This is a genomic window from Enterococcus pallens ATCC BAA-351, from assembly GCF_000407485.1.
Lineage (GTDB): Bacteria > Bacillota > Bacilli > Lactobacillales > Enterococcaceae > Enterococcus_A > Enterococcus_A pallens.
The window spans coordinates 423,846-449,999 of the sequence record NZ_ASWD01000003.1 but is presented as its reverse complement, the minus strand read 5'-3'; the positions used below and the strand labels follow the sequence as shown (position 1 = coordinate 449,999).

General features: G+C 38.3%; 28 protein-coding genes. 26 read left to right on the top strand and 2 right to left on the bottom strand.

Annotated elements, in window-relative coordinates:
- Nucleotides 1–32: 32 nt before the first annotated feature.
- Nucleotides 33–1,688 (top strand): glycosyltransferase family protein, encoded by a 1,656-nt coding sequence (locus I588_RS27315; protein ID WP_010759548.1) that lies wholly within the window; start codon nt 33–35, stop codon nt 1,686–1,688.
- 5 nt (nt 1,689–1,693) lie between these two features.
- Here the strand turns inward: I588_RS27315 and I588_RS14705 are convergent, their stop codons facing one another.
- Together I588_RS14705 and I588_RS14700 are read right to left on the bottom strand one after the other, a co-directional pair.
- Nucleotides 1,694–2,008 carry a DUF1827 family protein gene (locus I588_RS14705; RefSeq protein WP_010759547.1) on the bottom strand — a complete coding sequence of 105 codons (315 nt, stop codon included), beginning with the start codon at nt 2,006–2,008 and terminating at the stop codon, nt 1,694–1,696.
- Between the two features lie 116 nt (nt 2,009–2,124).
- The gene (locus tag I588_RS14700; RefSeq protein WP_010759546.1) at nt 2,125–4,353 is read right to left on the bottom strand and encodes an ATP-dependent Clp protease ATP-binding subunit; all 2,229 of its coding nucleotides are present in this window, start codon (nt 4,351–4,353) and stop codon (nt 2,125–2,127) included.
- 441 nt (nt 4,354–4,794) lie between these two features.
- Between I588_RS14700 and I588_RS14695 the strand changes: the two genes are divergently transcribed.
- The 25 genes from I588_RS14695 (at nt 4,795) to yhbY (ending at nt 26,151) form a co-directional block, all read left to right on the top strand.
- Nucleotides 4,795–5,061: a phosphocarrier protein HPr gene (locus tag I588_RS14695; protein ID WP_010759545.1), complete on the top strand. Its 267-nt coding sequence runs from the start codon at nt 4,795–4,797 to the stop codon at nt 5,059–5,061.
- Nucleotides 5,061–6,788 carry a phosphoenolpyruvate--protein phosphotransferase gene (gene ptsP / locus I588_RS14690; RefSeq protein ID WP_010759544.1) on the top strand — a complete coding sequence of 576 codons (1,728 nt, stop codon included), beginning with the start codon at nt 5,061–5,063 and terminating at the stop codon, nt 6,786–6,788. Before I588_RS14695 ends, ptsP begins: the two co-directional genes overlap by 1 nt.
- Nucleotides 6,789–6,915: 127 nt before the next feature.
- Nucleotides 6,916–7,959, top strand: a complete 1,044-nt coding sequence (locus I588_RS14685; protein ID WP_010759543.1) for an LTA glycolipid anchor biosynthesis glycosyltransferase, IagA/BgsA family — start codon at nt 6,916–6,918, stop codon at nt 7,957–7,959.
- A 15-nt stretch (nt 7,960–7,974) separates the two neighbouring features.
- Nucleotides 7,975–9,216 carry a glycosyltransferase family 4 protein gene (locus I588_RS14680; protein ID WP_010759542.1) on the top strand — a complete coding sequence of 414 codons (1,242 nt, stop codon included), beginning with the start codon at nt 7,975–7,977 and terminating at the stop codon, nt 9,214–9,216.
- Between the two features lie 63 nt (nt 9,217–9,279).
- Nucleotides 9,280–10,167, top strand: a complete 888-nt coding sequence (locus I588_RS14675; RefSeq protein ID WP_010759541.1) for an NAD(P)-dependent oxidoreductase — start codon at nt 9,280–9,282, stop codon at nt 10,165–10,167.
- A gap of 80 nt (nt 10,168–10,247) precedes the next feature.
- Nucleotides 10,248–10,478: a YkuJ family protein gene (locus I588_RS14670; RefSeq protein ID WP_010759540.1), complete on the top strand. Its 231-nt coding sequence runs from the start codon at nt 10,248–10,250 to the stop codon at nt 10,476–10,478.
- A gap of 165 nt (nt 10,479–10,643) precedes the next feature.
- The gene (locus I588_RS14665) at nt 10,644–11,807 is read left to right on the top strand and encodes an SAM-dependent methyltransferase (protein WP_010759539.1); all 1,164 of its coding nucleotides are present in this window, start codon (nt 10,644–10,646) and stop codon (nt 11,805–11,807) included.
- 280 nt (nt 11,808–12,087) lie between these two features.
- Nucleotides 12,088–12,528, top strand: a complete 441-nt coding sequence (fabT, locus tag I588_RS14660; protein ID WP_010759538.1) for a fatty acid biosynthesis transcriptional regulator FabT — start codon at nt 12,088–12,090, stop codon at nt 12,526–12,528.
- A 2-nt stretch (nt 12,529–12,530) separates the two neighbouring features.
- Nucleotides 12,531–13,487 carry a beta-ketoacyl-ACP synthase III gene (locus I588_RS14655; protein WP_169409226.1) on the top strand — a complete coding sequence of 319 codons (957 nt, stop codon included), beginning with the start codon at nt 12,531–12,533 and terminating at the stop codon, nt 13,485–13,487.
- A 44-nt stretch (nt 13,488–13,531) separates the two neighbouring features.
- Nucleotides 13,532–13,759 (top strand): acyl carrier protein, encoded by a 228-nt coding sequence (locus I588_RS14650; RefSeq protein ID WP_010759536.1) that lies wholly within the window; start codon nt 13,532–13,534, stop codon nt 13,757–13,759.
- A gap of 53 nt (nt 13,760–13,812) precedes the next feature.
- The gene (gene fabD / locus I588_RS14645; RefSeq protein ID WP_010759535.1) at nt 13,813–14,757 is read left to right on the top strand and encodes an ACP S-malonyltransferase; all 945 of its coding nucleotides are present in this window, start codon (nt 13,813–13,815) and stop codon (nt 14,755–14,757) included.
- Nucleotides 14,741–15,472 (top strand): 3-oxoacyl-[acyl-carrier-protein] reductase, encoded by a 732-nt coding sequence (gene fabG, locus I588_RS14640; protein ID WP_010759534.1) that lies wholly within the window; start codon nt 14,741–14,743, stop codon nt 15,470–15,472. Before fabD ends, fabG begins: the two co-directional genes overlap by 17 nt.
- Before the next feature lie 16 nt (nt 15,473–15,488).
- Nucleotides 15,489–16,715 carry a beta-ketoacyl-ACP synthase II gene (gene fabF / locus I588_RS14635; RefSeq protein WP_010759533.1) on the top strand — a complete coding sequence of 409 codons (1,227 nt, stop codon included), beginning with the start codon at nt 15,489–15,491 and terminating at the stop codon, nt 16,713–16,715.
- A 6-nt stretch (nt 16,716–16,721) separates the two neighbouring features.
- Complete coding sequence (gene accB / locus I588_RS14630) at nt 16,722–17,183, top strand: acetyl-CoA carboxylase biotin carboxyl carrier protein (protein WP_010759532.1); 462 nt, start codon at nt 16,722–16,724, stop codon at nt 17,181–17,183.
- 51 nt (nt 17,184–17,234) lie between these two features.
- The gene (gene fabZ, locus I588_RS14625) at nt 17,235–17,654 is read left to right on the top strand and encodes a 3-hydroxyacyl-ACP dehydratase FabZ (protein ID WP_034694593.1); all 420 of its coding nucleotides are present in this window, start codon (nt 17,235–17,237) and stop codon (nt 17,652–17,654) included.
- A 6-nt stretch (nt 17,655–17,660) separates the two neighbouring features.
- Complete coding sequence (locus I588_RS14620) at nt 17,661–19,025, top strand: acetyl-CoA carboxylase biotin carboxylase subunit (RefSeq protein ID WP_010759530.1); 1,365 nt, start codon at nt 17,661–17,663, stop codon at nt 19,023–19,025.
- Between the two features lie 11 nt (nt 19,026–19,036).
- A complete protein-coding gene (accD, locus tag I588_RS14615; RefSeq protein ID WP_010759529.1) occupies nt 19,037–19,906 on the top strand; it encodes an acetyl-CoA carboxylase, carboxyltransferase subunit beta in 870 nt (289 codons plus the stop codon).
- Nucleotides 19,903–20,688 carry an acetyl-CoA carboxylase carboxyl transferase subunit alpha gene (locus tag I588_RS14610; RefSeq protein WP_010759528.1) on the top strand — a complete coding sequence of 262 codons (786 nt, stop codon included), beginning with the start codon at nt 19,903–19,905 and terminating at the stop codon, nt 20,686–20,688. Before accD ends, I588_RS14610 begins: the two co-directional genes overlap by 4 nt.
- A gap of 131 nt (nt 20,689–20,819) precedes the next feature.
- Nucleotides 20,820–21,629, top strand: a complete 810-nt coding sequence (locus tag I588_RS14605; RefSeq protein ID WP_010759527.1) for a transporter substrate-binding domain-containing protein — start codon at nt 20,820–20,822, stop codon at nt 21,627–21,629.
- 148 nt (nt 21,630–21,777) lie between these two features.
- A complete protein-coding gene (locus tag I588_RS14600) occupies nt 21,778–22,629 on the top strand; it encodes a transporter substrate-binding domain-containing protein (protein ID WP_010759526.1) in 852 nt (283 codons plus the stop codon).
- Nucleotides 22,630–22,640: 11 nt separating this feature from the next.
- A complete protein-coding gene (locus tag I588_RS14595; protein WP_010759525.1) occupies nt 22,641–23,330 on the top strand; it encodes an amino acid ABC transporter permease in 690 nt (229 codons plus the stop codon).
- 12 nt (nt 23,331–23,342) lie between these two features.
- Nucleotides 23,343–24,077 carry an amino acid ABC transporter ATP-binding protein gene (locus tag I588_RS14590; RefSeq protein WP_010759524.1) on the top strand — a complete coding sequence of 245 codons (735 nt, stop codon included), beginning with the start codon at nt 23,343–23,345 and terminating at the stop codon, nt 24,075–24,077.
- Nucleotides 24,078–24,194: 117 nt separating this feature from the next.
- Complete coding sequence (locus I588_RS14585; protein WP_010759523.1) at nt 24,195–24,719, top strand: YqeG family HAD IIIA-type phosphatase; 525 nt, start codon at nt 24,195–24,197, stop codon at nt 24,717–24,719.
- Nucleotides 24,719–25,828, top strand: a complete 1,110-nt coding sequence (gene yqeH / locus I588_RS14580; RefSeq protein ID WP_010759522.1) for a ribosome biogenesis GTPase YqeH — start codon at nt 24,719–24,721, stop codon at nt 25,826–25,828. The genes I588_RS14585 and yqeH overlap by 1 nt, the downstream gene beginning before the upstream one ends.
- Nucleotides 25,829–25,839: 11 nt before the next feature.
- Entirely contained in the window at nt 25,840–26,151 is a 312-nt protein-coding gene (gene yhbY, locus I588_RS14575) for a ribosome assembly RNA-binding protein YhbY (RefSeq protein WP_010759521.1), read from the top strand.
- The last annotated feature ends 3 nt before the right edge of the window (nt 26,152–26,154 follow it).

The window sequence follows — 26,154 nt, the reverse complement described above, 5'->3', positions numbered from 1 at the left end:
TAAAAGAAATACATTTTTAAAGGAGATGCTCAATGCTAAAGCAACTTAGTAAGTACAACCATTTACTGATTTTATTCATCTTGAGCATTTTTTACATGATGCCGATGTTTTTGTATTCCGGAATCATTCATTTTAGTATGCAGGACACTTATTTTCATTTGTCTAGAATCACCGGAATGAGTAATGTATGGACTAGTCCAGTAAACTATGCCTCTTTCCACCATAATGGGTCGATGATCAACCAGTTTTATCCCTGGTTGACCATTTATCCAGCCTATTTATTTTTCAAAATAACTGGAAGTATGGTTTGGGGCTATAAAATTTACTGTTGGTTCATTACTTTAGCTACTTTATTAATTTCTTACTATTCAATGTTCAAAATGAAGAAAAGTACCAATATTGCTTTGATCTTTTCAGCTGTTTATACATTTTCAGCCTATCGTGCTACAGACATGTTCTACAGAGGTTCTCTAGGGGAAGCTGTCGCAATGACTTTCTTTCCGCTGGTTTTAGCAGGAGCGTATGAAATTTTTATTGGGAATGATAAAAATTGGCGAATATTAACCTTTGGGATGACTTTAATAGTTTATACTCATTTGTTGTCAGTCGCGATGCTCGCAGTGATGATTGCCTTATTCCTAATTATATCTTTCCCATTTTGGCAGGATAAAGTGAAACGTTTAAAATCTTTAGCAAAAGCTACTATTATGACTGTTTTGCTATCTTTGGCATTTATTATTCCTTTTTTAGAACAAATGACTCAATTGGATCTGTACACGCCCAAGGGAGTATCGTTAGAAGGCTTTGACTATCGACGCCTTTTAGGTAATTTAATTTTTAATCGTGTTAATGGTTTTTCAATTGGCTTATTTCTATTTCTAGCTATTTTCATGACAGTGGTTGGCTGGAAGAAATTAAAGAAACCAGACATTGTCATTTTCGTTGTGGGAGTCCTGATGTTTATCTCTACAACAAGGTTATTGCCTTGGGATAAACTTAGTTCAACACCTTTGCTAACTATTCAATTTGTTTGGCGACTGAACGCTATCATAACCTTATTGTTGGCCTATAGCTTTAGTGTTTCCTTTGATTCGAAAAAGGCGGTTGTAAGAATCAATCGGCAAATACTTCTGCTGCCGATTATTGCAATTTTGCATATTGTTTCTATTTTTAATCTTTATAATTCGGAAAAAGTGTACAATTTAGTAGCAAGAAATGATGATATGAGAACAGTGATTCAGGATAGGGATATTACAGCGATAGATAATTCGCTGCACAACATTGATTACGCCAATCAGCGTGTAGTGGAAAATATGGATGTGGTTGCCAATTACAAGTTTGTGTTAGATGGAAAAGAAATCAAACCAGAATTTAATTTAACAGATAATGAAATTACGATCGTTTTGAAGGATGTAAAGAAGTCCAGCGATTTTGTAACTCCCGTTTATAGATATATAGGGCAAAAAGTTACCATCAATGATAAAAAAGTGAACAGTAAACTTTCTGATTCAGGTACAACGGAATTGCAGGTTCCTAAGGGGAATTCTAAAATTACCATTTTTTATCAATATACTTGGTTAGCAAGGGTAGCTAGAATTGTTAGTGTAGTTGCTCTAATATTCACAGTAGTACCTAAGAATCTTATTTTAAAACTAAGAAAAAAGGCGAACCTTCGAAGCAGTGAATAAATCCACTACTTCGTCGGTTCTGCCTCTTTTTTTGTGATAGAAATTTCAACCAATCCTGGCGCCTCGATCGTCGTCAAATTTTCAAAATCATAACGATCGTCTTTTAGCTTTCGCCTAAAGTATTTATGTATAAAATCGATCTCTTTTTGTTGTATGTTTCGTTTATCATTTTTAATCACGATTTCAGCATGTTTATACGCGTCAGTGAAAATAACTGTTGTATTGCCAATGGTATAGACCTTGATCATGTTCGCATCTGTGTTCTCAAGCTGATTGAACACTAAACGCGAGTGGCTGTTAGTAACATTCACTAGTTTCATGGACAGGCTCCTTCCCTGAAAATTACATTCCTATGATAATTATATAAAAAAAATCCAAAAAAATGAAGAGTAAAGCTCAAAAAAGCTGAGATAGATTCCTATCTCAGCCATTTAGCTTACTCTTTGCCGTCTTCTTTGACTAAACGCTCCGGTTTAGAAGTAATAACAATGTTATCTTCCTTATCCAATTTTGCTTTCAGTTCATGAATAGTTGGATGGTCTAGATAAAATTCAGCAATTCCATCTTCAATAGTTTCTTGGATAGTTCGACGAAGTGGACGAGCTCCCATAGATGGATCGTAGCCTAGATCTACTAATTTTTCTTTTACATTAGCAGGAACATCAATATGAAGCTTTTGATCAGCAAGCATATTGTTGACATCGTCAATCATCAAGGAAACAATTTCCATTAGACCTTCTTTGGTTAATGGGCTGAACTCAATGATTCCATCGAAACGATTCAGAAATTCTGGAGCAAAGTAATCTTTTAATTGTCCCAAGACAGAACGAGTTGTTCCTTCTCGAGCTGCTCCAAAACCAACATTGGCTTCAACCTTGCCAGTTCCAGCGTTACTAGTCATGATAATCAAAGTATCCTTAAAGCTGACAGTACGTCCTTGAGCATCGGTTAAACGACCATCATCAAGGATTTGCAAGAACATGTGTAAAACATCTGGATGAGCCTTTTCAATTTCATCTAGCAAAATTAAGCTGTAAGGATTACGACGAACACGTTCAGTCAATTGACCAGCTTCTTCATATCCTACGTAGCCAGGAGGTGAACCGATTAATTTAGAGACACTGTGTTTTTCCATGTATTCAGACATATCGAAACGGATCATTGAATCTTGTGAACCAAACATTTCATAGGCTAATTGTTTAGCCAATTCGGTTTTACCAACACCGGTAGGTCCCACAAACAGGAAAGAACCAATTGGACGGTTTTTCTTGTTTAAACCTACACGATTACGACGAATAGCTTTAGCTACTTTCTCTACAGCTTCATCTTGACCAATAACATGTTTCTTTAAGTCATCTGCCAAATTTTTCAACTGAGTTTGTTCTTTTTCTTTCAGATCGCCAACAGGAATACCTGTGCGTTTTTCTACGATAGATTCCATGTCTTTTTCAGTGATCACTGGTGTTTCTTCATCACTTATTTGACGATCCTTCATCCGTTGCAGCTTGTTAATTTGATCTCGATAATAAGCTGCCTTTTCAAAATCTTCTTCTTGTGAAGCTAAACGTTTTTGTTCTTCTGCTTCAGCAAGTTTTTTGTCAATCACTTTTGGATCAACGATTTGAATTGTTAAGTTCTTTTTCGAACCTGATTCATCTAATAAGTCGATAGCCTTATCAGGTAAGAAACGATCTTGAATGTAACGGTTGGAAAGCTCTGCCGCTGCTTTGATCGCATCATCAGTATATTTTACATGATGATAATCTTCATAGCGTGGTTGCAAACCTTTCAAAATTTCAATCGTTTCTTCTACACTAGGTTCATCTACCCGTACTGGTTGCATACGACGTTCTAAAGCCGCATCTTTTTCAATAATACGGTATTCATTTAAGGTAGTAGCTCCTACCATTTGCATTTCACCACGGGCAAGAGCCGGTTTCAACAGGTTGCCTGCATCCATGTTGCCATCACCAGCAGATCCGGCACCAACGATTTCATGCACTTCATCAATAAATAGGATAATGTTTTCTGCTTGGCGAATTTCTTCAATTAGTTTTTGCATTCTTTCCTCAAATTGACCACGAATACCAGTTCCCTGAACTAAAGAAGCTACGTCTAGACGTATTACTTCTTTATCCATTAGTTTTTGAGGCACATCACCATTAACAATTTTTTGAGCCAATCCTTCAACGACTGCTGTTTTACCAACACCAGGCTCCCCAATTAATACAGGATTATTTTTCGTCCGGCGATTTAAAATTTCAATAACACGTTGTATCTCATCATCTCGTCCTACGACAGGATCGATATTTCCTTCGCGTGCTGATTGTGTAATATTAATTCCAAATTCATCAAGGAGTCCACCGCCGCCGTTTCCACGAGGGGGTTGTTGTCCATTAAAACCATTTCCGCCGCCGAATTGGGTAGGTGGAGTTTGGTCCATGGCACCTTGTTGCTGCATTTGTTGAGACATAGATCGGAATAAGTCATCGAGACTTCCGAATCCAAATGGATCGTTTGCTGCCATTTGCGGAGCACCTCCAGTTGCTTGATTTTTTAGTTTTTGGTAGCAACTTTGACAATAGTCTAATTGCTTTCGTTGACCATTGACATTTGCATACAAATGAATTGTTGCTTCATTCTTATGGCAATTTTGGCAAAGCATTCTATTCACCCTTTCACCTTTTCTTCCATTGTACATCTAGGAAGGGATTCTCGTAAAAAGATACGCTGGTCAAAAGTCTGACTTTCTTTGACCTTAATCAATATTATACTGACTTTTGTGAGGAAATCAAGAGGAAAGCTCAAAGTTTTTAGCACTCTTTGTCAGAGAGTGCTAATCCTAAATTTTTCTTATGAAAATTCCGTCTCAAGAAAGTAAGTGTTATGAAAAAAAGAATGAAAACAGAAAATTTCAGCGATTATTTCATGAAAAAACGCTATTTTAAGAAAGGGCATACATTTCGTTGAAAGAAATCGTATAAAATTGTTGTATCGATAACCAAAAAATGGTAATCTTTAGAAATGAAGGGCTTGAAGAAACAAGGTATGTTGCGAAAGCCCTAACATAAAACAAAATTTTCTTGTACAAAGGAGAACGGTCAATATGGAAAAAAAAGATTTTCACGTAGTAGCAGAAACAGGGATTCATGCACGTCCAGCAACATTATTAGTGCAAACTGCAAGCAAATTTAACTCTGATATCAATTTGGAGTATAAAGGAAAATCAGTTAACCTTAAATCAATCATGGGCGTTATGTCTCTAGGTGTTGGCCAAGGTTCTGACGTTACTATTTCTGCTGAAGGTGCTGACGAAAAAGAAGCAATGGAAGCAATCGTAGAAACTATGAAGAAAGAGGGACTATCTGAATAATGGTTGAAATGCTAAAAGGTATTGCCGCTAGTGACGGAGTTGCCGTTGCGAAAGCTTACTTGCTAGTTCAACCGGATTTGTCTTTCCAAAAGAAAAGTATTGAAGATACAGCTGCTGAAGAAAGTCGTCTTGATGACGCTTTAGCAGCTTCTTCTTCAGAACTTCAAAAAATTCGGGATAAAGCTGCAACAAGCTTAGGTGAAGAAGAAGCACAAGTGTTCGATGCTCATTTAATGGTTCTGTCAGATCCAGAAATGATTGGTCAAATCAAAACACATGTTCAAGATAATAAAGTAAATGCTGAATCAGCATTAAAAGAAGTTACTGATATGTATATTGGTATGTTTGAAGCGATGGACGATAATGCGTACATGCAAGAACGTGCTGCAGATATTCGTGACGTAACTAAACGGGTAATGGCCCATCTATTAGGAGTAAAATTACCAAACCCATCAATGATTGATGAAGAAGTGATTGTTGTTGCTCATGACTTGACACCAAGTGATACAGCTCAACTAGATAAGAACTTTGTTAAAGCCTTTGTTACTGATATTGGCGGACGTACTTCTCATTCTGCTATTATGGCACGTTCATTGGAAATTCCAGCAATTGTTGGAACCATGGAAATTACTTCAAAAGTAAAAGAAGGCGACATTTTAGCTGTAAACGGTATCGCGGGTGAGACAATCATCAACCCTACTGAAGAACAAGCAGCTGAATTTGTAAAAGCTGGTGAAGACTACGCAGCGCAAAAGGCTGAGTGGGAAAAACTAAAAGATGCTGAAACAGTAACTGCCGATGGCAAACACTTTGAATTAGCAGCTAACATTGGAACGCCAAAAGATTTAACAGGTGTACACAACAACGGTGCTGAAGCAATTGGTTTGTACCGTACAGAATTCCTATACATGGATTCTCCGGACTTTCCAACGGAAGAAGATCAATTTGAAGCATACAAAGCAGTTCTTGAAGGTATGGGTGAAAAACCTGTAGTTGTTCGTACAATGGATATCGGTGGGGATAAAGAACTTCCTTACTTGAAGCTTCCTCACGAAATGAACCCATTCTTAGGTTATCGTGCTTTGCGTATCAGCTTGTCTGAATTAGGGGAAGATATGTTCCGTACACAACTACGTGCGTTATTGCGTGCTTCTGCTTACGGCAACCTACGTATTATGTTTCCAATGGTAGCAACTCTTAAAGAGTTCCGTGCTGCCAAGAAAATGTATGAAGAAGAACGTGAAAAGCTTGTAAATGAAGGCGTTAAAGTATCTGATACAATTCAAGTTGGTATCATGATCGAAATTCCGGCAGCTGCAGTATTAGCTGACAAGTTTGCAAAAGAAGTGGACTTCTTCAGTGTTGGAACAAATGACTTAATCCAATACACAATGGCTGCTGACCGCATGAACGAGCGCGTTTCTTACCTGTACCAACCATACAATCCTTCAATCTTACGTTTGATTAAAAACGTTATTGATGCAGCGCATGCTGAAGGAAAATGGGCAGGTATGTGTGGAGAAATGGCTGGCGATCAAACTGCTGTGCCATTATTAATGGGTATGGGGTTAGATGAGTTCTCTATGAGCGCTACATCTATTCTTAAAACTCGCAGCTTAATGAAACGTCTAACAACTTCAGACATGGCTGAATTGGCTGATAAAGCATTAAACGACTGTGATACAATGGAAGAAGTTGTAGAATTAGTTGAGTCTTACGTAAAATAATCTATACTGAAAGTCACTGTCTTTTCAGACGGTGACTTTTTTTATTGTCTTAATTAGGACTTTCGATTGATAGAAATAGATTCGCCCTATGGTATAATGGATTTGCTGTTGAAGAGGAGTGAAGTGATTGAAAGTCTTATTATATTTTGAAGGACAATCAGTTATAGGCAAATCTGGGATCGGGCGAGCGTTAGCTCATCAAAAACGTGCGTTATCATCAGTAGGGATTCAATACACGTTAGATCCATCAAGTACTGATTACGATATACTACATGTGAACACTTATGGTCCCAAAAGTGCCCGATTAGTTGCTAAGGCAAAAAGAATGGGGAAAAAGGTGATTTACCATGCGCATTCTACTGAAGAGGATTTTCGCAATTCATTTGTTGGATCAAACAAATTAGCTCCTTTTGTCAAAAAATGGTTGGTGCATCTATATAGTCAGGCTGATATTTTGATTACGCCTACCCCTTATTCAAGAAAACTTTTGAAAAGCTATGGATTGACTCAACCAATTGCAGCAATTTCCAATGGGATAGATTTACAGCGGTATTATCCTAGCAAGGAAAAAGAGGAAGCCTTTCGTAAGTATTTTTCTTTGACTAAAAATCAAAAGGTTATCATTAGTGTGGGTCTCTTTTTTGAACGAAAGGGCCTGATTGATTTTGTTAAGATTGCTAGAGAAATGCCAGAGTATACATTTATTTGGTTTGGGGATGTTCCCATGTATTCCATCCCTCGGAACATTCGTCACATTGTTAAAACGGATCATCCTAAAAATGTGCTTTTTCCGGGGTATATTAAAGGGGAAGTTATTGAGGGAGCTTATTCAGCTGCTGATCTATTTTTCTTTCCTTCTTATGAAGAAACCGAGGGAATAGTAGTACTTGAAGCATTAGCTAGTCGGCAAAAGGTGTTGCTGCGTGACATTCCTGTTTATCAGGGATGGATGGTTGACCATTTTAATTGCTATATGGGAAATTCAAATCAAGAATTTATTGCTTTAATTGAACAAATTACTAAGCAGCAGTTGCCTGATGTGACAGAATCAGGTTTTAAAACGGCTCAAAGCAAAAGTATTACGGAAATTGGTCGAGAGCTGAAAGTAGTTTATCAAGCGGTATTAAACGAATCATACAATCAAACGATGTATCAACAAATCGTTGAATAGTTTGGAGGAATAATTGTGCGTATTGGTTTTTTTACAGATACCTACTTCCCGCAGGTTAGCGGAGTAGCGACATCAATCAAAACGCTGAAGGATGAGTTGGAGAACAAAGGACATGAAGTCTATATATTTACCACGACCGACCCGGATGCTGAAGATTTTGAAAAAGACATTGTTCGAATGCCAAGTGTCCCATTTGTCTCGTTCAAGGATCGCCGAATTGTAGTTCGCGGTATGTGGTTTGCTTATCAAATTGCTAAAGAGCTAGAATTGGAATTGATTCACACCCATACTGAATTCGGTGCTGGGTTGTTAGGAAAAATGGTTGGCAACCGGTTGAGAGTTCCAGTAATCCATACTTATCACACAATGTATGAAGATTATCTCCATTATATTGCCAATGGAAAAGTTGTGCGTCCAACCCATGTAAAACATTTTATTCGTATGTTTGTTAATCGCTCGACAGGTGTGGTTTGCCCGAGTCAACGCGTAGTAAACACGTTGAAGCGTTATGAAGTTGAAATCCCTATGCGAATTATTCCTACAGGGATCGAAATCGAGGGATTTATTCGTTCCGATATCACAAGCCAAATGCTGAAAGATTTGCGTCGTGAATTAGGAATTACTGATGACCAACTGATGATATTATCTTTAAGTCGAATTTCTTATGAAAAAAATATTCAAGTCATTGTTCAACAATTTCCTAAAGTGTTGGAAAGCTGCCCTGGTGCCCGTCTAGTAATTGTAGGCAAGGGCCCTCATAGAGAAAATTTAGAAGAATTAGTAGGGGAGTTAAAACTTCAAGAATACGTGCAATTCACTGGAGAAATCCCTCATGATCAAGTGCCTGTCTATTATCGGGCAGCCGACTATTTTGTTAGTGCCTCAACCTCAGAAACACAAGGTTTGACTTACGCCGAAGCAATTGCTTCAGGTACCCAATGCATAGTAGAGGGCAATGACTATTTGGAAGCTTTATTGGATGATGAACGCTTGGGAGTAACCTTTGAAAAGGACGAAGATTTTTCTGAAGCGTTAATTGATTACATTAATAGAGGACTTATTCTGGATGATAGTTTGAAGCAGAGAAAGTTAACTGAAATATCCGCTCAAAAATTTGGTGATGAAATAATTGATTTTTATCAGCAAATGATGGAGTATTATCAGAAAAATCATCAAAGAATACCGCTTAGTCAAAAACGTCCAGTCGAAAAGGTTCGTGTAAAAATAGCTTCTCTCAAAAATTCAGTAGATAAATAAGGCTTAAATCCATCTCTTCAGGTATACTAGAGATGGATTTATTTTTTAGGAGGGATTAAGCTTATGGAATTAGGTTTTATCGGTACAGGTGTTATGGGAAAGGCCATCGTTGGACATTTGCTGAATGCAGGGCACAATGTTCACGTATATAATCGAACCAAAAGCAAAACAGACGAATTAGTCGAAAATGGTGCTACTTGGCAAGATACTCCAGCAAAAGTAACTGAAGCGGCAGAAATAATTTTTACTATGGTGGGTTATCCTAGCGATGTAGAACAAATCTATTATAAAGAAAATGGAATATTCACGGTTCCAGTTAAAAACAAAATTTTTGTAGACTTAACAACCTCAACACCAACTTTAGCCAAAAAAATCCAGGAAACTGCAGTTGAAAAAGGCTCTGATGCATTGGATGCGCCTGTTTCGGGAGGAGACCTTGGCGCAAAGAATGCCACATTGACAATTATGGTTGGTGGTAATCCTTCTACTTATGAAAAAGTTGTTCCGCTATTTGAAATCATGGGGAAAGCGTATGCGCTTCATGGAGAAGCTGGCAGTGGTCAACATACTAAAATGGCGAACCAGATCATGATTGCTGGTACCATGACAGGAATGACTGAAATGTTTGTTTACGCTCAAAAAGCTGGTTTAGACGTACCTCAGGTGTTAGAAACACTTGGTGGAGGTGCTGCCGAAAATTGGTCTATGGTGAACTATGGACCAAGAATTTTGAAGGAAGATTATTCACCTGGATTTTTCGTAAAGCATTTTATTAAGGATCTAAAAATAGCACTCGATGAAGCAGAAAAATTGTCTTTGGAACTTCCAGGAACTAAGCTGGCTGTCGAATTGTATGAGCAATTGGCTGCAAATGGATATGAGAACGACGGCACCCAGGCTCTGATCAAATTATGGTGGACTGAAGGCAAACCTGCCTTTGACAAAAATTAAGAATTATTTTAGTAAAAACAATGCAAGATAGAGTCTGATTTGATACAATAATACAGAATGATTGGAAGGGAGGCACCTAGATGAAGCACTCGCAATTAGTTGCCATTATTAAACGTTTGGAAGCTATGACAGAATCTACAGATAATGAAGTTCAAGTTCGCCGTTTTGAAAAAGATGGAGTCGAAAAATGTACGGTAACTTACGATAGTACAACTGAAACATTCGAATTAACTGAAAGTGACAGTAAACAAACTTATCAATTTGATAATATTGATATTGTTGCAATGGAAATTTACGACTTGATTCAATAAAACGGGGAAACCCGTTTTTTTGATTATATAAAAAATTAAGCTTTGCAGAAGAACTTAGTTCAAGGATTCTGCAAAGCTTTTTGCTTTCACTAAATTGCATATTATTTGAACTTATTTTGCTTTTGGATAATGATAGATTATGTAATTAGAAGTGGAGGAATTAGAATGTTAGATAAGGAAGTTTACAATCAATTATTTAAGCCGTCTTTTTCCAAAAAGACAGAAGTCGTTTTTTGGGATGGAAGCGTAAAGGAATATGGTGAAACTTCAGGTGAGACAGCATTTAAAATTATTTTTCATGAAAAAATTCCAGTTAAAGATTTAATGAATAATGCTTCGTTAGCTCTAGGTGAAGCATACATGGAAAAACGAATTGAGGTTGAAGGGAATCTGCAAGAACTTATTTATGATGTTTACAATCAAGCAGAAGGTTTCTTCCATAATAAGAACTTCAAAAAATGGTTGCCGAAAGAAAAGCATACTAAGAAGCAATCACAAACCGATATTCACAGTCATTACGACTTAGGAAATGATTTTTATGAGCTTTGGCTAGATCCAACTCTAACCTATTCTTGTGCCTACTTTGCTACACCAGAGGATACTTTGGAGCAAGCACAAATCAATAAGGTCCATCATATTTTGGATAAATTGTTTATTCAGCCAGGAGAAACCTTACTGGATATTGGATGCGGTTGGGGAACGTTGATTCTAACTGCTGCCAAAGAATACGGAGTAAAATCAACGGGTATCACTTTGAGTGAGGAACAATATCACCACATTCAAGAAATCATTGAAAAGGAACATCTCGAGGACAACGTCTCTGTTCGTCTAATGGATTATCGAGATTTAAAGAATGAGACGTATGATCATATCACGAGTGTAGGAATGTTTGAACACGTTGGAGCAGAAAATTTAGCGGAGTATTTTAAGGTCGTAGAAAAAAATTTATCTGCGAAAGGAACTGCTTTAATTCATGGTATTAGTCGCCAACAAGGTGGCGCTAAGAACGCTTGGATTAATAAGTATATTTTTCCAGGAGGCTATATCCCAGGGGTTACGGAACTCGTTGAACATATGACAGAAAACAATTTACAATTACTTGATCTGGAAAGTCTGCGGAGAGATTATCAGCTTACTTTAGAGCACTGGACTAAAAACTTCCAGGAGGTTAAAGATCAAGTGCTGAAACAAAAGGATGAAACATTTTACCGAATGTGGGATTTGTATTTGCAAGCCTGTTCAGCGTCTTTTCAAGCAAGCAATATCGATGTTATTCAGTATTTACTGGTACATCCAAATAATAATGATATTCCGATGCATCGTAAATAAGTAAACTAAGAGTGATCTTTTTAGAGGATCACTCTTTTTGTTGTTCTTGTTAAGAAAATTTTATAAAATGGATAACAGATATTTTGCAAGTCGAAAAATAGTAGCTGTTTCAATAAAAGCTTTGATACCCAAAGTTTTTTGGTGCTAGTATAATTATTTTTTCACAGTATGGTGGGACTATTTTTCTGTAAAATACAGAAATCGGCTTGCATTGAAAATAAAAATAGGATATAGTTTGATCATCAAATGATTTGAATGTCAAACTAATTGGGTGAGGGAAATGGAACACAATTGGGAAGAAATGAATAGCTATTTAGTGACTATCTTTAATGACGTTCTGTCAATTGAAGAAAACGAGCTGAAAAAGTCTAGGTTTGGAGATTTAACAATCACTGAAATGCATACGATCGATGCGATTGGTATGTATAAAAAGAAAACCACGACGGAAGTAGCAAGAGAGCTCTTGGTTACAGTAGGAACCTTAACAACTTCTATTAATCGTTTAGTGAAAAAAGGCTATGTCGAACGTATTCGAAGTGAAGATGACCGAAGAGTGGTCAAACTTTCCTTGACTAAAAAGGGAAAATTGGTTTTTCGTGTCCATCAGCACTTTCATCGCGAAATGGTACGTCATGCGACAGAAGGTTTGAACACTGAGGAGCAGGAAGTTTTCTTGCGAGCATTGAAAAATCTATATGAATACTTAGAGGAAATCAAATGAGCATCAATCAATATGGAAAGATTACAGCAACCGCTCGTTATCTTCCCAAAAACATTGTCACAAACGATGAGTTAGCTCAATGGATGGATACATCAGATGAGTGGATTCAATCACGAACAGGAATCAAACAACGGCATATCGCTGAAGAAGAGAATACGTCGGATCTTTGCACCGAAGTAGCTAGGAAATTGTTGGCTAAGGCCCAAATTGATGCGGCTTCATTAGATTTTATTATCGTGGCAACAATGTCGCCAGATTATTCATCACCTTCTGTGGCTTGTCAGGTACAAGGGCGAATTGGTGCGAACCAAGCAATGGCTTTTGACTTAGCAGCAGCTTGTGCTGGTTTTGTCTATGCTTTGGCAACGGGAGAAAACTTCATTCGCACAGGACTGAAGCGAGGCTTAGTCATTGGTGGCGAAAAGACCTCCAAACTAATTAACTGGGAAGATCGCTCAACAGCTGTACTTTTCGGAGATGGTGCTGCAGGCGTCTTACTGGAGGCTGATAATAAACCTTCTATTACTCGTCAGATGCTGCGAGCAGACGGCGAACGTTCTAATTCATTGGTTGCTGGTTTTCGACCAACAAAAACCAAGTTTCATCAAGAAGACGATCAAGCAGGTCTAACGATGGATGGCCGTGGAATTTGGAATTTTGCATTAAACGATGTTGTTAAGGATCTTCAAGCCTTTGTTAAAGAAGAGCCGATCGATCTTTATCTTTTTCATCAGGCAAATCGTCGGATTATTGAAAAGATGGCTAAGAAGCTAAAGGAACCCATTGAAAAATTCCCAATGAATTTGGCTAACTATGGCAATACTTCAGCAGCAAGCATCCCAATTCTATTGGACGAGCTGATAGAAGCAGGTAGTATTCATCTAAATGGTACACAAAAAGTGGTATTAACAGGTTATGGTGGCGGACTTGCCTGGGGCAATCTTTTGCTGGAACTATAACTGTTTACAAATAATTTAAGAAGATTAAATGGAGGAAACAACTCATGACTTTTGAAAAAATCCAAGAAATTATCGTAGAAGAACTAGGTGTAGAGAAAGAAAAAGTTGAATTAACAACAAATATTCAAGAAGACTTGGAAGCAGATAGTTTAGACTTATTCCAAATCATCAACGAAATTGAAGACGAGTTTGACGTGAAAATCGAAACAGAAGATGGTATTACTACTGTTAAAGATTTAGTTGAATACGTAGAAAAACAACAAAACGCATAAAGGACTAAGGGCGAGGCGAAAGCCTGGCCTTTCCTTATATTAGGAGAAAATTTATGAAAACAGCATTTTTATTTAGCGGTCAAGGAGCTCAATATGTCGGTATGGGGAAAGAGCTTTATCAGCAGGAAGCGATTGTTCGTGAAACCTTTGAAGAAGCCAGCGACTTATTAGGCTATTCTATGAGCCAACTTTGTTTTGAAGAAAATCAGAATATTCATGAAACAGAATACACTCAACCAGCAATTCTAACTGTCAGTACTGCTTTTTTACGAGTAATTGAAAAAATGGGTATCTCAAAGGATGCAGTTGCTGGATTGAGCTTAGGCGAATATACAGCACTGGTTGCTGCAGGAGCCTTAGACTTTGGTGATGCAGTTCAATTAGTTCAAAAACGAGGTCAATACATGAGTACAGCTGCTCCCAGTGGCAGTGGGAAAATGGTGGCAGTATTGAACACTTCAGCAGAAGTAATTGAAGAATGTTGTCAACAGGCCTCTTCAGTGGGAATTGTTTCACCAGCCAACTACAATACACCGCAACAAATTGTTATTGGTGGAGAGATTGCGGCAGTTGAAAAAGCGGAAGAACTTTTGTCTGCAGCGGGGGTTAAACGCATGATTCCTTTAAATGTAAGTGGACCTTTCCATACCGCGTTATTAGAACCAGCTAGTCGCCAGTTAAATCTAGAACTGCAAAAGATCGTATTTCATGATTTGCAATGTCCGGTTATTTCAAATACAACTGCAAAGGAAATGCCAGCTTCGGAAATTGTCTCCTTATTAACAGCACAAGTGATGTCACCAGTGCGTTTTAGCGACAGTATTCTTAGATTAAAAGAAATGGGTATTGAACGAATGATCGAGATTGGGCCTGGTAAAACACTAACTGGTTTTATCAAAAAAATTGATCGTTCGATTCAAACAAGTCGAGTGGAAGATAGCCAAACTTTGCAGGATACAATCCAATTAATGGGAGGAACCGATGGAATTAGCAAATAAAAATATTTTTATTACTGGCAGCAGCCGCGGAATCGGTTGGGGACTTGCTCAGGCTTTTGCTCAGCAAGGTGCCAACATTGTTTTGAATGGACGTAAAGAAATTGCAGCCGATAAAGTAGCAGAGATTGAAGCTCTAGGTGTCAAATGTATTTGTATTTGCGGTGACATCAGCTCATTTGAAGATGCAGGCAGAATGATTGCTGAAGCAAATGAAACATTGGGTTCGATTGATATCTTGATAAATAATGCCGGAATCACTCAAGACAAATTGTTGTTGCGAATGAAGCCGGAAGAATTTGATGCTTGTTTGGATATTAACTTAAAAGGTACTTTCAATATGACGCAACAAGTATTAAAACAGATGATGAAGCAACGAAGTGGTGCTATCATCAATATGGCAAGTGTTATTGGTCAAATTGGTAACGTTGGTCAAAGCAATTATGCTGCCAGCAAAGCAGGTGTGATTGGTTTTACTAAATCAGTTGCTAGAGAAGTTGCACCCAGAGGTATTACTTGTAATGCGTTAGCCCCAGGTTTTATTGCCACAGAAATGACGGATCAGTTAAGCGATAAAATTAAATTGCAAATCGAAGGCCAGATTCCTTTAAAACGATATGGCAGTGTCGAAGATGTAGCAAAAGCAGCAGTATTTTTAGCAGAAAGTCCGTATTTAACAGGTCAAGTGATTAATGTCGATGGCGGCATGGTCATGTAAAGAAAGGATGAAAAAAATGAATCGTGTCGTAATTACCGGATATGGTGTTGTATCACCGATAGGAAATGACAAAGAAACATTTTTAACTAACTTAAAACAAGGAAAGCACGGCATTGGCCCTATCCAGCAATTTGATGCTTCTGAAACGGGCATTACTATGGCTGCGGAAGTTAAAGACTTTCCTTTAGAAAAATATTTCGTTAAAAAAGATACAAAACGTATGGAACGTTATTCTTTATATGCTATTTATGCAGCTTTGGAAGCACTAGAAATGAGTGGGATTAATACCGAAGAAGAAGATATGGAACGTGTAGGAGTTATGATCGGTTCAGGAATTGGTGGCTTAGGAACGATTCAGGATCAAGTTTTACGTATGGATGCCAAAGGTCCAGGACGAGTTTCGCCAATGTTTGTTCCTTTAGCTATCGTAAACATGGCTGCCGGAAACGTTGCTTTGCGTATTGGTGCAAAAGGAATTTGTACTAGTACGGTTACAGCTTGTGCAAGTGGTACTCATTCAATTGGCGAAGCTTTCCGCAATATCAAACATGGCTACTCTGATGTTATGATAGCGGGTGGAGCTGAATCTTGTATTAATAAGATTGGTATTTCTGGATTTGCTGCTTTGACAGCATTGAGTGATTCGACGGATGCTTCCCGTGCATCTATTCCTTTTGACAAAGATCGTAATGGCTTTGTAATGGGTGAAGGTGCGGGTGTATTAGTATTGGAATCATTAGAGCATGCTCAAAAACGCGGTGCAACTATCTTAGGTGAGATCGTTGGTTATGGCGCGACTTGCGATGCTTACCATATGACAGCTCCAGATCCTGAAGGTGAAGGCGCAGCTCGTGCAATTACACAAGCTGTCCAAGAAGCACAAATTGATCCTGCAGAGGTAAATTATGTAAATGCTCACGGAACAAGTACGCAAGCAAATGATAAAGCAGAAAGTAAGGCCATTGCTCATGCCTTGACTGACAATGCTTATGTAAGTAGTACTAAATCTTTAACTGGTCATTTGTTAGGGGGAGCTGGTGGTGTAGAAGCTGTAGCTACTTTGTTAGCGATCCAAGAACAATTTATTCCACCAACAGCCAATATTAATGAAGTTGATCCTGAAATTAAAGCAAATGTTGTCGTAAATGAAGCAAAAGAAACACCTGTGAATTATGCGGTAAGTAACTCACTAGGCTTCGGTGGACATAACGCGGTGATTTGCTTGAAGCGCTGGGAGGCCTAGTGAAAAATGGACATCAAAGAAGTCAAAGAGTTGATGGAGCAGTTTGACCGTTCATCTTTAACTGAGTTCAACCTTCATGAAGGCAGTTTTGAGTTGTACATGAACAAAAATAAAACCGGCCGACAAGCATTACCGGCTATTGAAGTTGAAAAAGTCGCTGTAGATCAGCCGAAAGAAACTGCAGCAGCTGATGTTAAGGTTAAAGCGCCGTCAAGTTCCGTGCAACAGGAAGGTGGAAACATTATCTCTTCACCAATTGTTGGTGTAGTGTATCTACAGCCGTCACCAGATCAACCTGCATTCAAAGAAACTGGCGATTCTGTGAAAAAAGGCGAGACTGTTTGTATCATCGAAGCCATGAAACTGTTAAATGAAGTTGTTAGTGATTTTGATGGAACAATTGCTGAAGTTTTAGTAGAGAATGAAGACGTTGTGGAATATGGACAACCTTTGTTTCGTATCAACTAATCTGATAGCAACGAGAGAATTTATAATATGATATAGGAGTGAAAACGTATGATGACCATTGAAGAAATCAAAGAAATCATTCCTCACCGTTACCCTATGCTGTTAATTGATCGCGTAGAGAGTGTGGAACCAGGAAAATCGATTGTAGCCAAGAAAAATGTTTCAATTAACGAACCCTTCTTTCAAGGACATTTCCCTCATGAACCAGTTATGCCAGGTGTATTAATCGTTGAAGCAATGGCTCAAGCTGGAGCAGTAGCTTTATTGTCGATGGATGAGTTTAAAGGAAAAACCGCTTATTTTGGCGGTATTGACAAAGCAAAATTCCGTAAAAAAGTGGTTCCAGGAGATACCTTGGAAATAGAAATAGAATTGACAAAAGTTCGTTCGTCTGCTGGCTGTGGTAAGGGAATTGCCCGGGTTGATGGTAAAAAGGTAGCCGAAGCAGAACTTACCTTTATGATTGGATAGATGTCTATGTTTTCAAAAATATTGATTGCCAATCGTGGTGAGATTGCAGTTCGAATTATTCGCGCTTGCCGCGAATTGGGAATCCAAACAGTTGCTGTTTATTCCGAAGCAGATAAGGAAGCCTTGCACACTGAAATGGCCGACGAAGCAATTTGTATCGGACCGGCTCGTTCAACAGATTCCTATTTAAATATGCAAGCAATTTTAAGTGCAGCAATTGTTACAAATGCTGAAGCGATTCATCCAGGCTTTGGCTTTTTATCTGAAAATAGTTTATTTGCTACCATGTGTCGAGAATGCAGCATTAAGTTTATTGGTCCTAGTGAAAAAACAATTGACGAAATGGGTAATAAAATTCATGCTCGTCAATTAATGAAGAACGCAGGGGTTCCAGTTATTCCTGGAAGTGATGGCGCAATTCATTCTTTAGAAGAGGCTGAAAAGATTGCTGATGAGGTAGGATATCCTGTAATGCTAAAAGCTGCTGCCGGCGGTGGAGGAAAAGGAATCCGTAAAGTCTTGAAAAAGGCTGAACTGGAAAAGAACTTTAATTCGGCTAAAGCTGAAGCCAAAGCAGCCTTTGGTGATGATTCAATGTATTTAGAGAAAATTATTTATCCAGCTCGTCATATAGAGGTTCAAATCTTAGGAGATCAAGCTGGAAATGTAATCCATCTAGGAGAACGCGATTGTTCTCTTCAAAGAAACAATCAAAAAGTTTTAGAAGAAGCCCCATCCATTGTAATTGATCAGGAACACAGGGATATGCTAGGTGCAATTGCCGTTAAAGCAGGAAAAGCAGTTAATTATGAGAGTGCTGGAACCATTGAATTTTTAAGAGACGAAGCTGGCAACTTCTATTTCATGGAAATGAATACTCGTATTCAAGTGGAACACCCGATTACTGAAATGGTTACAGGGATTGACATTGTTAAAAAACAGATTAAAATTGCATCAGGAGAACCAATTGGTTTGAAACAAGAGGATGTCACCTTTAAAGGCCATTCTATTGAATGCCGTATTAATGCTGAAAATCCTGCATTTAATTTTGCACCATCTCCAGGCAAGATTCGAACTCTGCTTTTACCAAGTGGAGGATTAGGGTTACGTGTGGATAGTGCCATGTACAGTGGAGTAACGATTCCACCTTATTATGATTCGATGATTGCTAAAATTATTGTTCACGGTGAAGACCGTTTGGACGCACTAATGAAAATGCAGCGTGCCTTAGGAGAATTTGTTTCCGAAGGCGTCATTACTAACGTAGAATTTCAAATGGATCTGATCAGCCATCCCAATGTACTTTTTGGCGATTATGATACCAGCTTTTTACAGACTACTTTCTTACCTGAATGGCAAGAAAGTGAGTAGGAGGAAGATAGATGGGACTTTTCAATAAAAAAAAGAACTATATTCGTATTAATCCCAATCGTGACCAGACTCCCACCAGTAAACCTTCTGTTCCAGACAACATGTGGGCCAAATGTCCTAGTTGCAAGCGAACTTTATATAAGAAGGAGATGGGGGAAGAAAAAGTTTGCCCCCATTGCGGATATAGCTTCCGGATTAGCGCTTGGGAAAGACTAGCGATTACCATTGATGAAAAGAGCTTGGAAGAGTGGGACAATCAGCTTCCAGCAAAGAATCCCATCAACTTTCCTGATTACGAAGACAAATTAGCGAAAACAAAAGAAAAAACCGGTTTGGATGAGGCTGTTCTGACCGGTAAAGCTTTGATCGAAGGTCGTCCTATTGCAATAGGAGTGATGGATACGAACTTTATTATGGGCAGTATGGGGACAATTGTTGGTGAGAAAATCACTCGCCTATTTGAACGGGCAACCAAAGAAAAACTACCAGTTATTTTGTTTACCGCATCAGGTGGTGCCCGAATGCAAGAAGGAATTTTTTCTTTGATGCAGATGGCTAAAATTTCTGCCGCTGTGAAACGTCATAGTAACGCAGGGCTTTTGTACATTACTGTATTAACGGATCCCACTACTGGCGGAGTAACTGCCAGCTTTGCAATGGAGGGAGATATTATTTTGGCGGAGCCGCAAAGCTTAGTTGGTTTTGCCGGACGTCGAGTGATTGAACAAACGATCCGTCAAAAATTGCCGGATGATTTTCAAAAGGCTGAATTTTTATTAAGCCATGGATTTATTGATCAAATTGTTCCTCGCACTACTTTGCGAACCCGATTGGCAGAATTGCTGGATTTTCATCAAGTTAAAGGATGGTGTCGTGAATGAGTCTGTCAGCAGGAGAAGTTGTAAAGCTAGCGCGTTCAGCTGAGCGTTTGACTAGCTTAGACTTTTTTGATCAATTATTTGAAGGATTTCAGGAATTGCATGGCGATCGTTTGTATGGTGATGATCCTGCTATTGTTGGCGGAGTTGCTTATTTAGATAACAAACCTGTCACGGTCATTGGCGTTCAAAAAGGTGCTAACTTAAAAGAAAACATGGAACGTAATTTTGGACAACCAAATCCTGAAGGTTATCGTAAAGCTTTGCGACTAATGAAGCAAGCTGAAAAATTTGGACGTCCAGTTATCTGTTTTGTTAATACTCCTGGGGCTTTTTGCGGGGTTGAAGCAGAAGAACGTGGAGAAGGCGAAGCTATCGCCCGAAATCTATTAGAGATGTCTGATTTGAAGGTGCCAATCCTTTCTATTATCACTGGAGAAGGTGGCAGTGGAGGCGCATTGGCTTTAGCGGTAGCTGACGAAGTTTGGATGATGGAACATAGTATTTATGCAATACTATCACCAGAGGGATTTGCTTCAATATTGTGGAAAGACGGCAAACGCTCAGAGGAAGCAGCTGAATTAATGAAAATTACGGCGGCTGAATTATTAGAATTAGCAGTTATAGACAAGATTATTCCTGAAACTTTCCGAGGTGAAAGCTTGTCGCAGAGTAAAATCTTGCGTATGTTTAAGAAGTCATTAATTGAAACCTTAGAAAAGTTATGCAAATATTCCACAGAAGAATTGATTGAGCTACGCTATCAACGCTTTCGGAAATTTTAACAGCAGAGAACCTGCTGTTTTTTTATGCTCTTTTATACGCGTTTATAAATAAATATGCATTAAAAGCTCGACTTTTTGAAAAAATATGCTATACTAATTTCAATTAAGAAATGAAATTAGGAGGAAACAAAATGAAAAAGGGATTTTTATGGGGTGTTATAGGGTTAAGTGCAATCTTTTTATCTGGCTGTGGAGGTTCCAATGAAACAGAAGATAAATACGATACTATTAAAGAAGCAGGGGTTATAAAAGTAGCTACTTCTCCAGATTATGCACCATTTGGCTTTCACACAACTATCGATGGTAAAGACCAAATTGTAGGCGCAGATATTGACTTAGTTGAAGCCATAGGAGAAAAAATGGGTGTAGAAGTTGAATGGTTAGATATGAGCTTTAATAACGTTTTAGCAGCTACGAAAGAGGGCAAAGCGGATATCGCTGTTTCCGCCATTTCAGTTACTGATGAACGAGAGGAAAGCTTTGATTTCACGACGGATTATTATACATCTCCACAAGTAATCGTTATTAACAAGAATAATCAAGAGGTACTAAATTCGATTGAAAGCTTATCTGACAAAAAGGTAGGGGCTCAAAAAGGAACGATTCAGGAAAACATTGTCAAAAATCAATTAGAAGGGGCTCAGCTTGTTTCAATTGAGAAACTACCAAATATTTTTATCGAGGTGAATAGTGGTTCATTAGATGCTTTGGTAGTTGAAAAAATGGTAGCTGAATCTTATGTCGAACAAAATCCTAATTTGATGATTGCAGAAATTCCTTTAGAAAGTATGAAGGAAGATTCATTTTCAATTGCTGTTCCAAAGGGCAATCCAAAATTGGTAGAGGAATTGGATAAGCTGATCAGTGAAATGAAAGAAAATGGCGAAGTTGAAGAAATGGTTAACAAAAACAGTGAACTAATGGATACAGCCAGCGAGTAAATCTTTATACAGAATAGCAGTATAAAAGGTGACTTACAAACAAAAAATGCACGATTTTTCTATAAATATGCACCTTTATTCTGGATTTTTCGAAATTTCATGCTATAATGAGGTCATTCGTCAAATAGAAAATTTAGGGGGAATAGGGATGAAAAAAATTACCGGCTTAGCAGTAGCAGTTTTAGCATTAGTAACATTAGCAGCATGTGGAGGAGGCAATAACAATACTAGCAGCTCCAGTGACTCTAATGATGCAGCAGAAAACCAGCTAGCAGCAATTAAAGAGGCAGGAGTCTTAAAGGTAGCAACCTCAGCTGACTTTGCACCATTTGAATTCCATACTATGGTTGACGGCAAGGATCAGATTGTGGGAGCAGATATTGATTTAGTTAATGAGATTGCTAAAGAACTTGGTGTAAAGCTTGAAGTTTCTGATATGAATTATAATACAGTTCTAGCTTCTTTGAAGGAAGGTAAATCCGACATCGCTATTGCAGGACTTTCAGCTACTGAGGAACGTAGAGAGCAATTTGACTTTTCTGATGATTACTATAATCCACCACAAGTAATGGTTATCAATAAAAAGAATGAAGGGACCTTAAATAGCATTAAGGCTTTTGATGGCAAACAAGTCGGCGGACAAAAAGGTTCGATTCAAGAAGATGTGATCAAAGAGCAATTACCAGATGCTCGCCTAGTTTCAATCGACAAAGTGCCTAATATGATTGTAGAAGTAAACGAGGGGTCATTGGACGGAGTTGTCTTAGAAGAAACAACTGCTGAATCTTATGTACAACAAAACCCTGATTTGATGATTGCCAAAGTCGAACTGAAAACAAATGATGATGAAGCTTACGCAATTGCTTTGAAAAAAGAAGGCAGCAGTGAATTGAAGGAAGAAATCAACAAAGTAATCAAAAAATTGAATGATGAAGGTAAGATCGAAGAATTCGTTAAGAAAAATAATGAACTTGCTAATTCATCAGCATCTGAAGAATAGAGGGCGTTAACGTGGACTTTTCGTTTTTAGATAAATACTTTCCTTATTTTGTTTCGGGAACTGGTGTAACAATTATCATTTCATTGGTCACCGTCTTATTAGGAACCCTAATCGGTCTAATAATGGCTTTAATGAAATTATCTAAGAACAAACCATTAAATTGGTTGGCTAATATTTATATTGAAGTTTTGCGTGGCACGCCAATGCTGCTTCAAATTATGATTGGCTTTCTCGTGCTGCAAGGTCTTTTTCCTTCTAAGGATTTAGAAGTAGGTGTACTTACTGTTGACCTTGGTCGTCTCTTTCCAGGTATGGTAGTATTGTCGCTAAATTCAGGAGCATATGTTGCTGAAATCATTCGTGGAGGAATTACTGCGATTAACTACGGTCAAAGTGAAGCAGCCTTCTCTTTAGGTCTTCGTCCGGCTCAAACAATGCGTTATGTTGTACTGCCGCAGGCTTTGCGTAATATTTTGCCTCCTTTAGGAAATGAATTTATCACTTTGATTAAAGATTCCTCTTTGTTAACTGCAATTGGAATCAATGAATTAATGGGCTCAGCTCAAATTGTAATTTCAAGTTCGTATATTCCATTGGAACCATACTTTGTTGCTGCTGCTCTTTATTTTGTGATGACGTTTGCCACCTCCCGATTGTTGAACCTATGGGAGAAAAAGCTTGGCAAAGGTTATCAACGATAGGAGGAGACAGCGATGAAGGAAGCTTTAATTCAAATTGAACATTTAAATAAGAAGTTTGGCGATAATGAGGTATTGAAGGATATTTCTGCTGAAATTCAGCCAGGCGAAGTGGTAGTAATCATTGGGCCATCAGGTTCAGGGAAAAGTACACTTTTACGTTGCATCAATCTATTAGAAGTGCCTACTTCAGGAATAATCAAGTTTGAAGGTACTGATATTACGGATAAGAAGAATGATATCTTCAAGACCAGAGAAAAAATGGGAATGGTATTTCAACAGTTTAATTTGTTTCCTAATATGACTGTGGTAGAAAATATTACTCTTTCACCAATTAAGGTAAAAAAGATGACGAAGGAAGCAGCTGAAGCTGTCGCTCATGAATTATTGATAAAAGTTGGGCTCTCTGATAAAGCGGATGCTTATCCACAATCGCTATCTGGGGGACAACAGCAACGAATTGCAATCGCTCGTGCATTAGCAATGCAGCCAGATGTGATGTTATTTGACGAGCCAACCTCAGCTCTTGATCCAGAAATGGTTGGTGATGTATTGGCAGTTATGCAGCAATTGGCCAAAGAAGGTATGACGATGGTCATTGTTACTCACGAAATGGGATTTGCTAAGGAAGTTGGCGATCGTATTTTATTTATGGATGGCGGCGTAATTGTTGAAGAAGGAACCCCAACTGAGGTTTTTGAAGAAACAAAAAATACTCGAACCATCGATTTCTTATCAAAAGTATTGTAAACGATTGGGTGATTTCACCCAATCGTTTTCTTTTGGCGACAAAAGTGGAGTTTTCAAGGGTTTTGCGTTATAATCAAGTTTTGTAGAAGTAGAATTTGGAAAAATTTAGGAGTGGCCATGTTAAATAAATATAAACCGACCTGGATGGTGGATGCCATCTATCAAATTACCCCTGAACAGTTGAAGCAGCAAGGGATTAAAGCCGTCTTAACCGACTTGGATAATACACTGATAGCTTGGGACAATCCAGATGGTACCAAGGAATTATTGGATTGGTTAAAAGTCATGGATGAAGCCGGAATTCCTGTTGTTGTTGTGTCGAACAATAAGGCGAGCCGGGTAGCTCGAGCAGTACAGCAATTTCGTTTAGATTTTGTTTCGCGGGCAATGAAGCCTTTTTCAGCTGGAATTAAGAGTGCACAGCGTAAGCTAGGCCTTTCTAGTAATGAAATTATTATGATTGGTGATCAGATCATGACGGATGTTCGTGGAGCTAATGCTGCGGGAATTAGAAGTGTCTTGGTGCGTCCAATTGTTGACACTGACAATTGGAATACTCAAATTAATCGCTTTTTTGAACGGAAAATTATGCGGTATTTGCTAAATAAACATCCTGAAATGAAATGGAAGAGTGGATTATAATGGAAGAAGAAATTTATTGTATTGGTTGTGGCGCAAAAATCCAAACGGACAAACCCAAAGAATTGGGGTATACACCACAATCTGCTTTGGAAAAAGGTTTGGAGAGTGGAGAAGTCTATTGTCAGCGTTGTTTCCGCTTGCGCCATTATAATGAAATTCAAGATGTTGCACTGACAGATGATGATTTTTTACGTCTGTTAAATGAATTAGGTAAAACAGATGCTTTGATTGTTAATGTAGTGGACATTTTTGACTTCAATGGTTCAATTATTCCAGGGTTACATCGGTTTATTGGCGACAATCCAGTGTTAATGGTAGGCAATAAAGTAGATATCTTACCAAAATCTCTGAAAAAAGGGCGCCTAACTCAGTGGATGAGAGAACGTGCTCATGAAGAAGGCTTGCGTCCAGTGGATGTGCTTTTGACTAGTGCTCGTAAACCAAATGAAATGCAGGAGTTACTTGCCAAAATAGAAGAGTATCGCGATGGACGTGATGTTTATGTTGTTGGCGTAACGAATGTTGGCAAATCTACCTTAATTAATCAAATTATTAAGCAAACTGCAGGTGTACAGGATTTAATTACGACTTCTCAATTTCCAGGGACAACTTTGGATAAGATTGAGATTCCTTTGGACGATGGTCATTACTTGATCGATACACCAGGAATTATCCACCGCCATCAAATGGCTCATTATTTAGGTGCAAAAGACTTAAAAATTATTGCGCCTCACAAAGAGATCAAACCGAAAGTGTATCAACTAAATGCGGGCCAGACTTTATTTCTGGGTGGGTTAGCACGATTTGATTTTATTCAGGGAGACCGTAGTTCCTTCATCGCTTATGTGTCCAATGATTTATCGATTCACCGGACTAAGCTTGAAAAGGCTGATGAATTTTACCAAAAACATGTTGGTGGTTTGTTGCAGCCGCCACGTCCTGATGAAGTGGACGAGTTTCCAGAATTGGTTCGTTTTGAATTTTCTATTAAAGAAAAAACCGATATTGTTTTTGCTGGTTTAGGCTGGGTAACGGTATCTAAACCGGCTGTGATCGCTGGTTGGGCACCAAAAGGCGTAGATGTATTAACACGCAAATCGCTAATCTAAAGGAGAATAATATGACATTACGAGGAAAACAAAAACGCTATTTACGCAGTCAAGCACACCATCTTCAACCGATTTTTCAAATTGGAAAAAATGGCGTTAACTCAGCCATGGTTACGCAGATCAATGAAGCCTTGGAAAAGCGTGAATTAATTAAAGTAAATTTGCTGCAAAACACGGATGAAGTAGCTGAAGAGGTAGCCCATGTACTTGAACAAGAAATTCACTGTGAGATTGTCCAAATCATTGGTCGTGTCTTAGTTTTATACAAGCCATCAACGAAAGAAAAATTTCAAAAAATTTCACGTGAAGTATCAGCAATCTGATTG

What these genes read in the sequence shown, in the direction of transcription:
- I588_RS14675 (WP_010759541.1), top strand. Translation starts at nt 9,280, where the DNA reads ATGGAATTAGGTTTTATCGGTACAGGTGTTATGGGAAAGGCCATCGTT.
- yhbY (WP_010759521.1), top strand. Translation starts at nt 25,840, where the DNA reads ATGACATTACGAGGAAAACAAAAACGCTATTTACGCAGTCAAGCACAC.
- ptsP (WP_010759544.1), top strand. Translation starts at nt 5,061, where the DNA reads ATGGTTGAAATGCTAAAAGGTATTGCCGCTAGTGACGGAGTTGCCGTT.
- fabZ (WP_034694593.1), top strand. Translation starts at nt 17,235, where the DNA reads ATGACCATTGAAGAAATCAAAGAAATCATTCCTCACCGTTACCCTATG.
- yqeH (WP_010759522.1), top strand. Translation starts at nt 24,719, where the DNA reads ATGGAAGAAGAAATTTATTGTATTGGTTGTGGCGCAAAAATCCAAACG.
- I588_RS14605 (WP_010759527.1), top strand. Translation starts at nt 20,820, where the DNA reads ATGAAAAAGGGATTTTTATGGGGTGTTATAGGGTTAAGTGCAATCTTT.
- fabG (WP_010759534.1), top strand. Translation starts at nt 14,741, where the DNA reads ATGGAATTAGCAAATAAAAATATTTTTATTACTGGCAGCAGCCGCGGA.
- accD (WP_010759529.1), top strand. Translation starts at nt 19,037, where the DNA reads ATGGGACTTTTCAATAAAAAAAAGAACTATATTCGTATTAATCCCAAT.
- I588_RS14705 (WP_010759547.1), bottom strand. Translation starts at nt 2,008, where the DNA reads ATGAAACTAGTGAATGTTACTAACAGCCACTCGCGTTTAGTGTTCAAT.
- I588_RS14665 (WP_010759539.1), top strand. Translation starts at nt 10,644, where the DNA reads ATGTTAGATAAGGAAGTTTACAATCAATTATTTAAGCCGTCTTTTTCC.
- fabF (WP_010759533.1), top strand. Translation starts at nt 15,489, where the DNA reads ATGAATCGTGTCGTAATTACCGGATATGGTGTTGTATCACCGATAGGA.
- accB (WP_010759532.1), top strand. Translation starts at nt 16,722, where the DNA reads ATGGACATCAAAGAAGTCAAAGAGTTGATGGAGCAGTTTGACCGTTCA.
- fabT (WP_010759538.1), top strand. Translation starts at nt 12,088, where the DNA reads ATGGAACACAATTGGGAAGAAATGAATAGCTATTTAGTGACTATCTTT.
- I588_RS14610 (WP_010759528.1), top strand. Translation starts at nt 19,903, where the DNA reads ATGAGTCTGTCAGCAGGAGAAGTTGTAAAGCTAGCGCGTTCAGCTGAG.
- I588_RS27315 (WP_010759548.1), top strand. Translation starts at nt 33, where the DNA reads ATGCTAAAGCAACTTAGTAAGTACAACCATTTACTGATTTTATTCATC.
- I588_RS14670 (WP_010759540.1), top strand. Translation starts at nt 10,248, where the DNA reads ATGAAGCACTCGCAATTAGTTGCCATTATTAAACGTTTGGAAGCTATG.
- I588_RS14700 (WP_010759546.1), bottom strand. Translation starts at nt 4,353, where the DNA reads ATGCTTTGCCAAAATTGCCATAAGAATGAAGCAACAATTCATTTGTAT.
- I588_RS14695 (WP_010759545.1), top strand. Translation starts at nt 4,795, where the DNA reads ATGGAAAAAAAAGATTTTCACGTAGTAGCAGAAACAGGGATTCATGCA.
- I588_RS14585 (WP_010759523.1), top strand. Translation starts at nt 24,195, where the DNA reads ATGTTAAATAAATATAAACCGACCTGGATGGTGGATGCCATCTATCAA.
- fabD (WP_010759535.1), top strand. Translation starts at nt 13,813, where the DNA reads ATGAAAACAGCATTTTTATTTAGCGGTCAAGGAGCTCAATATGTCGGT.
- I588_RS14600 (WP_010759526.1), top strand. Translation starts at nt 21,778, where the DNA reads ATGAAAAAAATTACCGGCTTAGCAGTAGCAGTTTTAGCATTAGTAACA.
- I588_RS14590 (WP_010759524.1), top strand. Translation starts at nt 23,343, where the DNA reads ATGAAGGAAGCTTTAATTCAAATTGAACATTTAAATAAGAAGTTTGGC.
- I588_RS14650 (WP_010759536.1), top strand. Translation starts at nt 13,532, where the DNA reads ATGACTTTTGAAAAAATCCAAGAAATTATCGTAGAAGAACTAGGTGTA.
- I588_RS14620 (WP_010759530.1), top strand. Translation starts at nt 17,661, where the DNA reads ATGTTTTCAAAAATATTGATTGCCAATCGTGGTGAGATTGCAGTTCGA.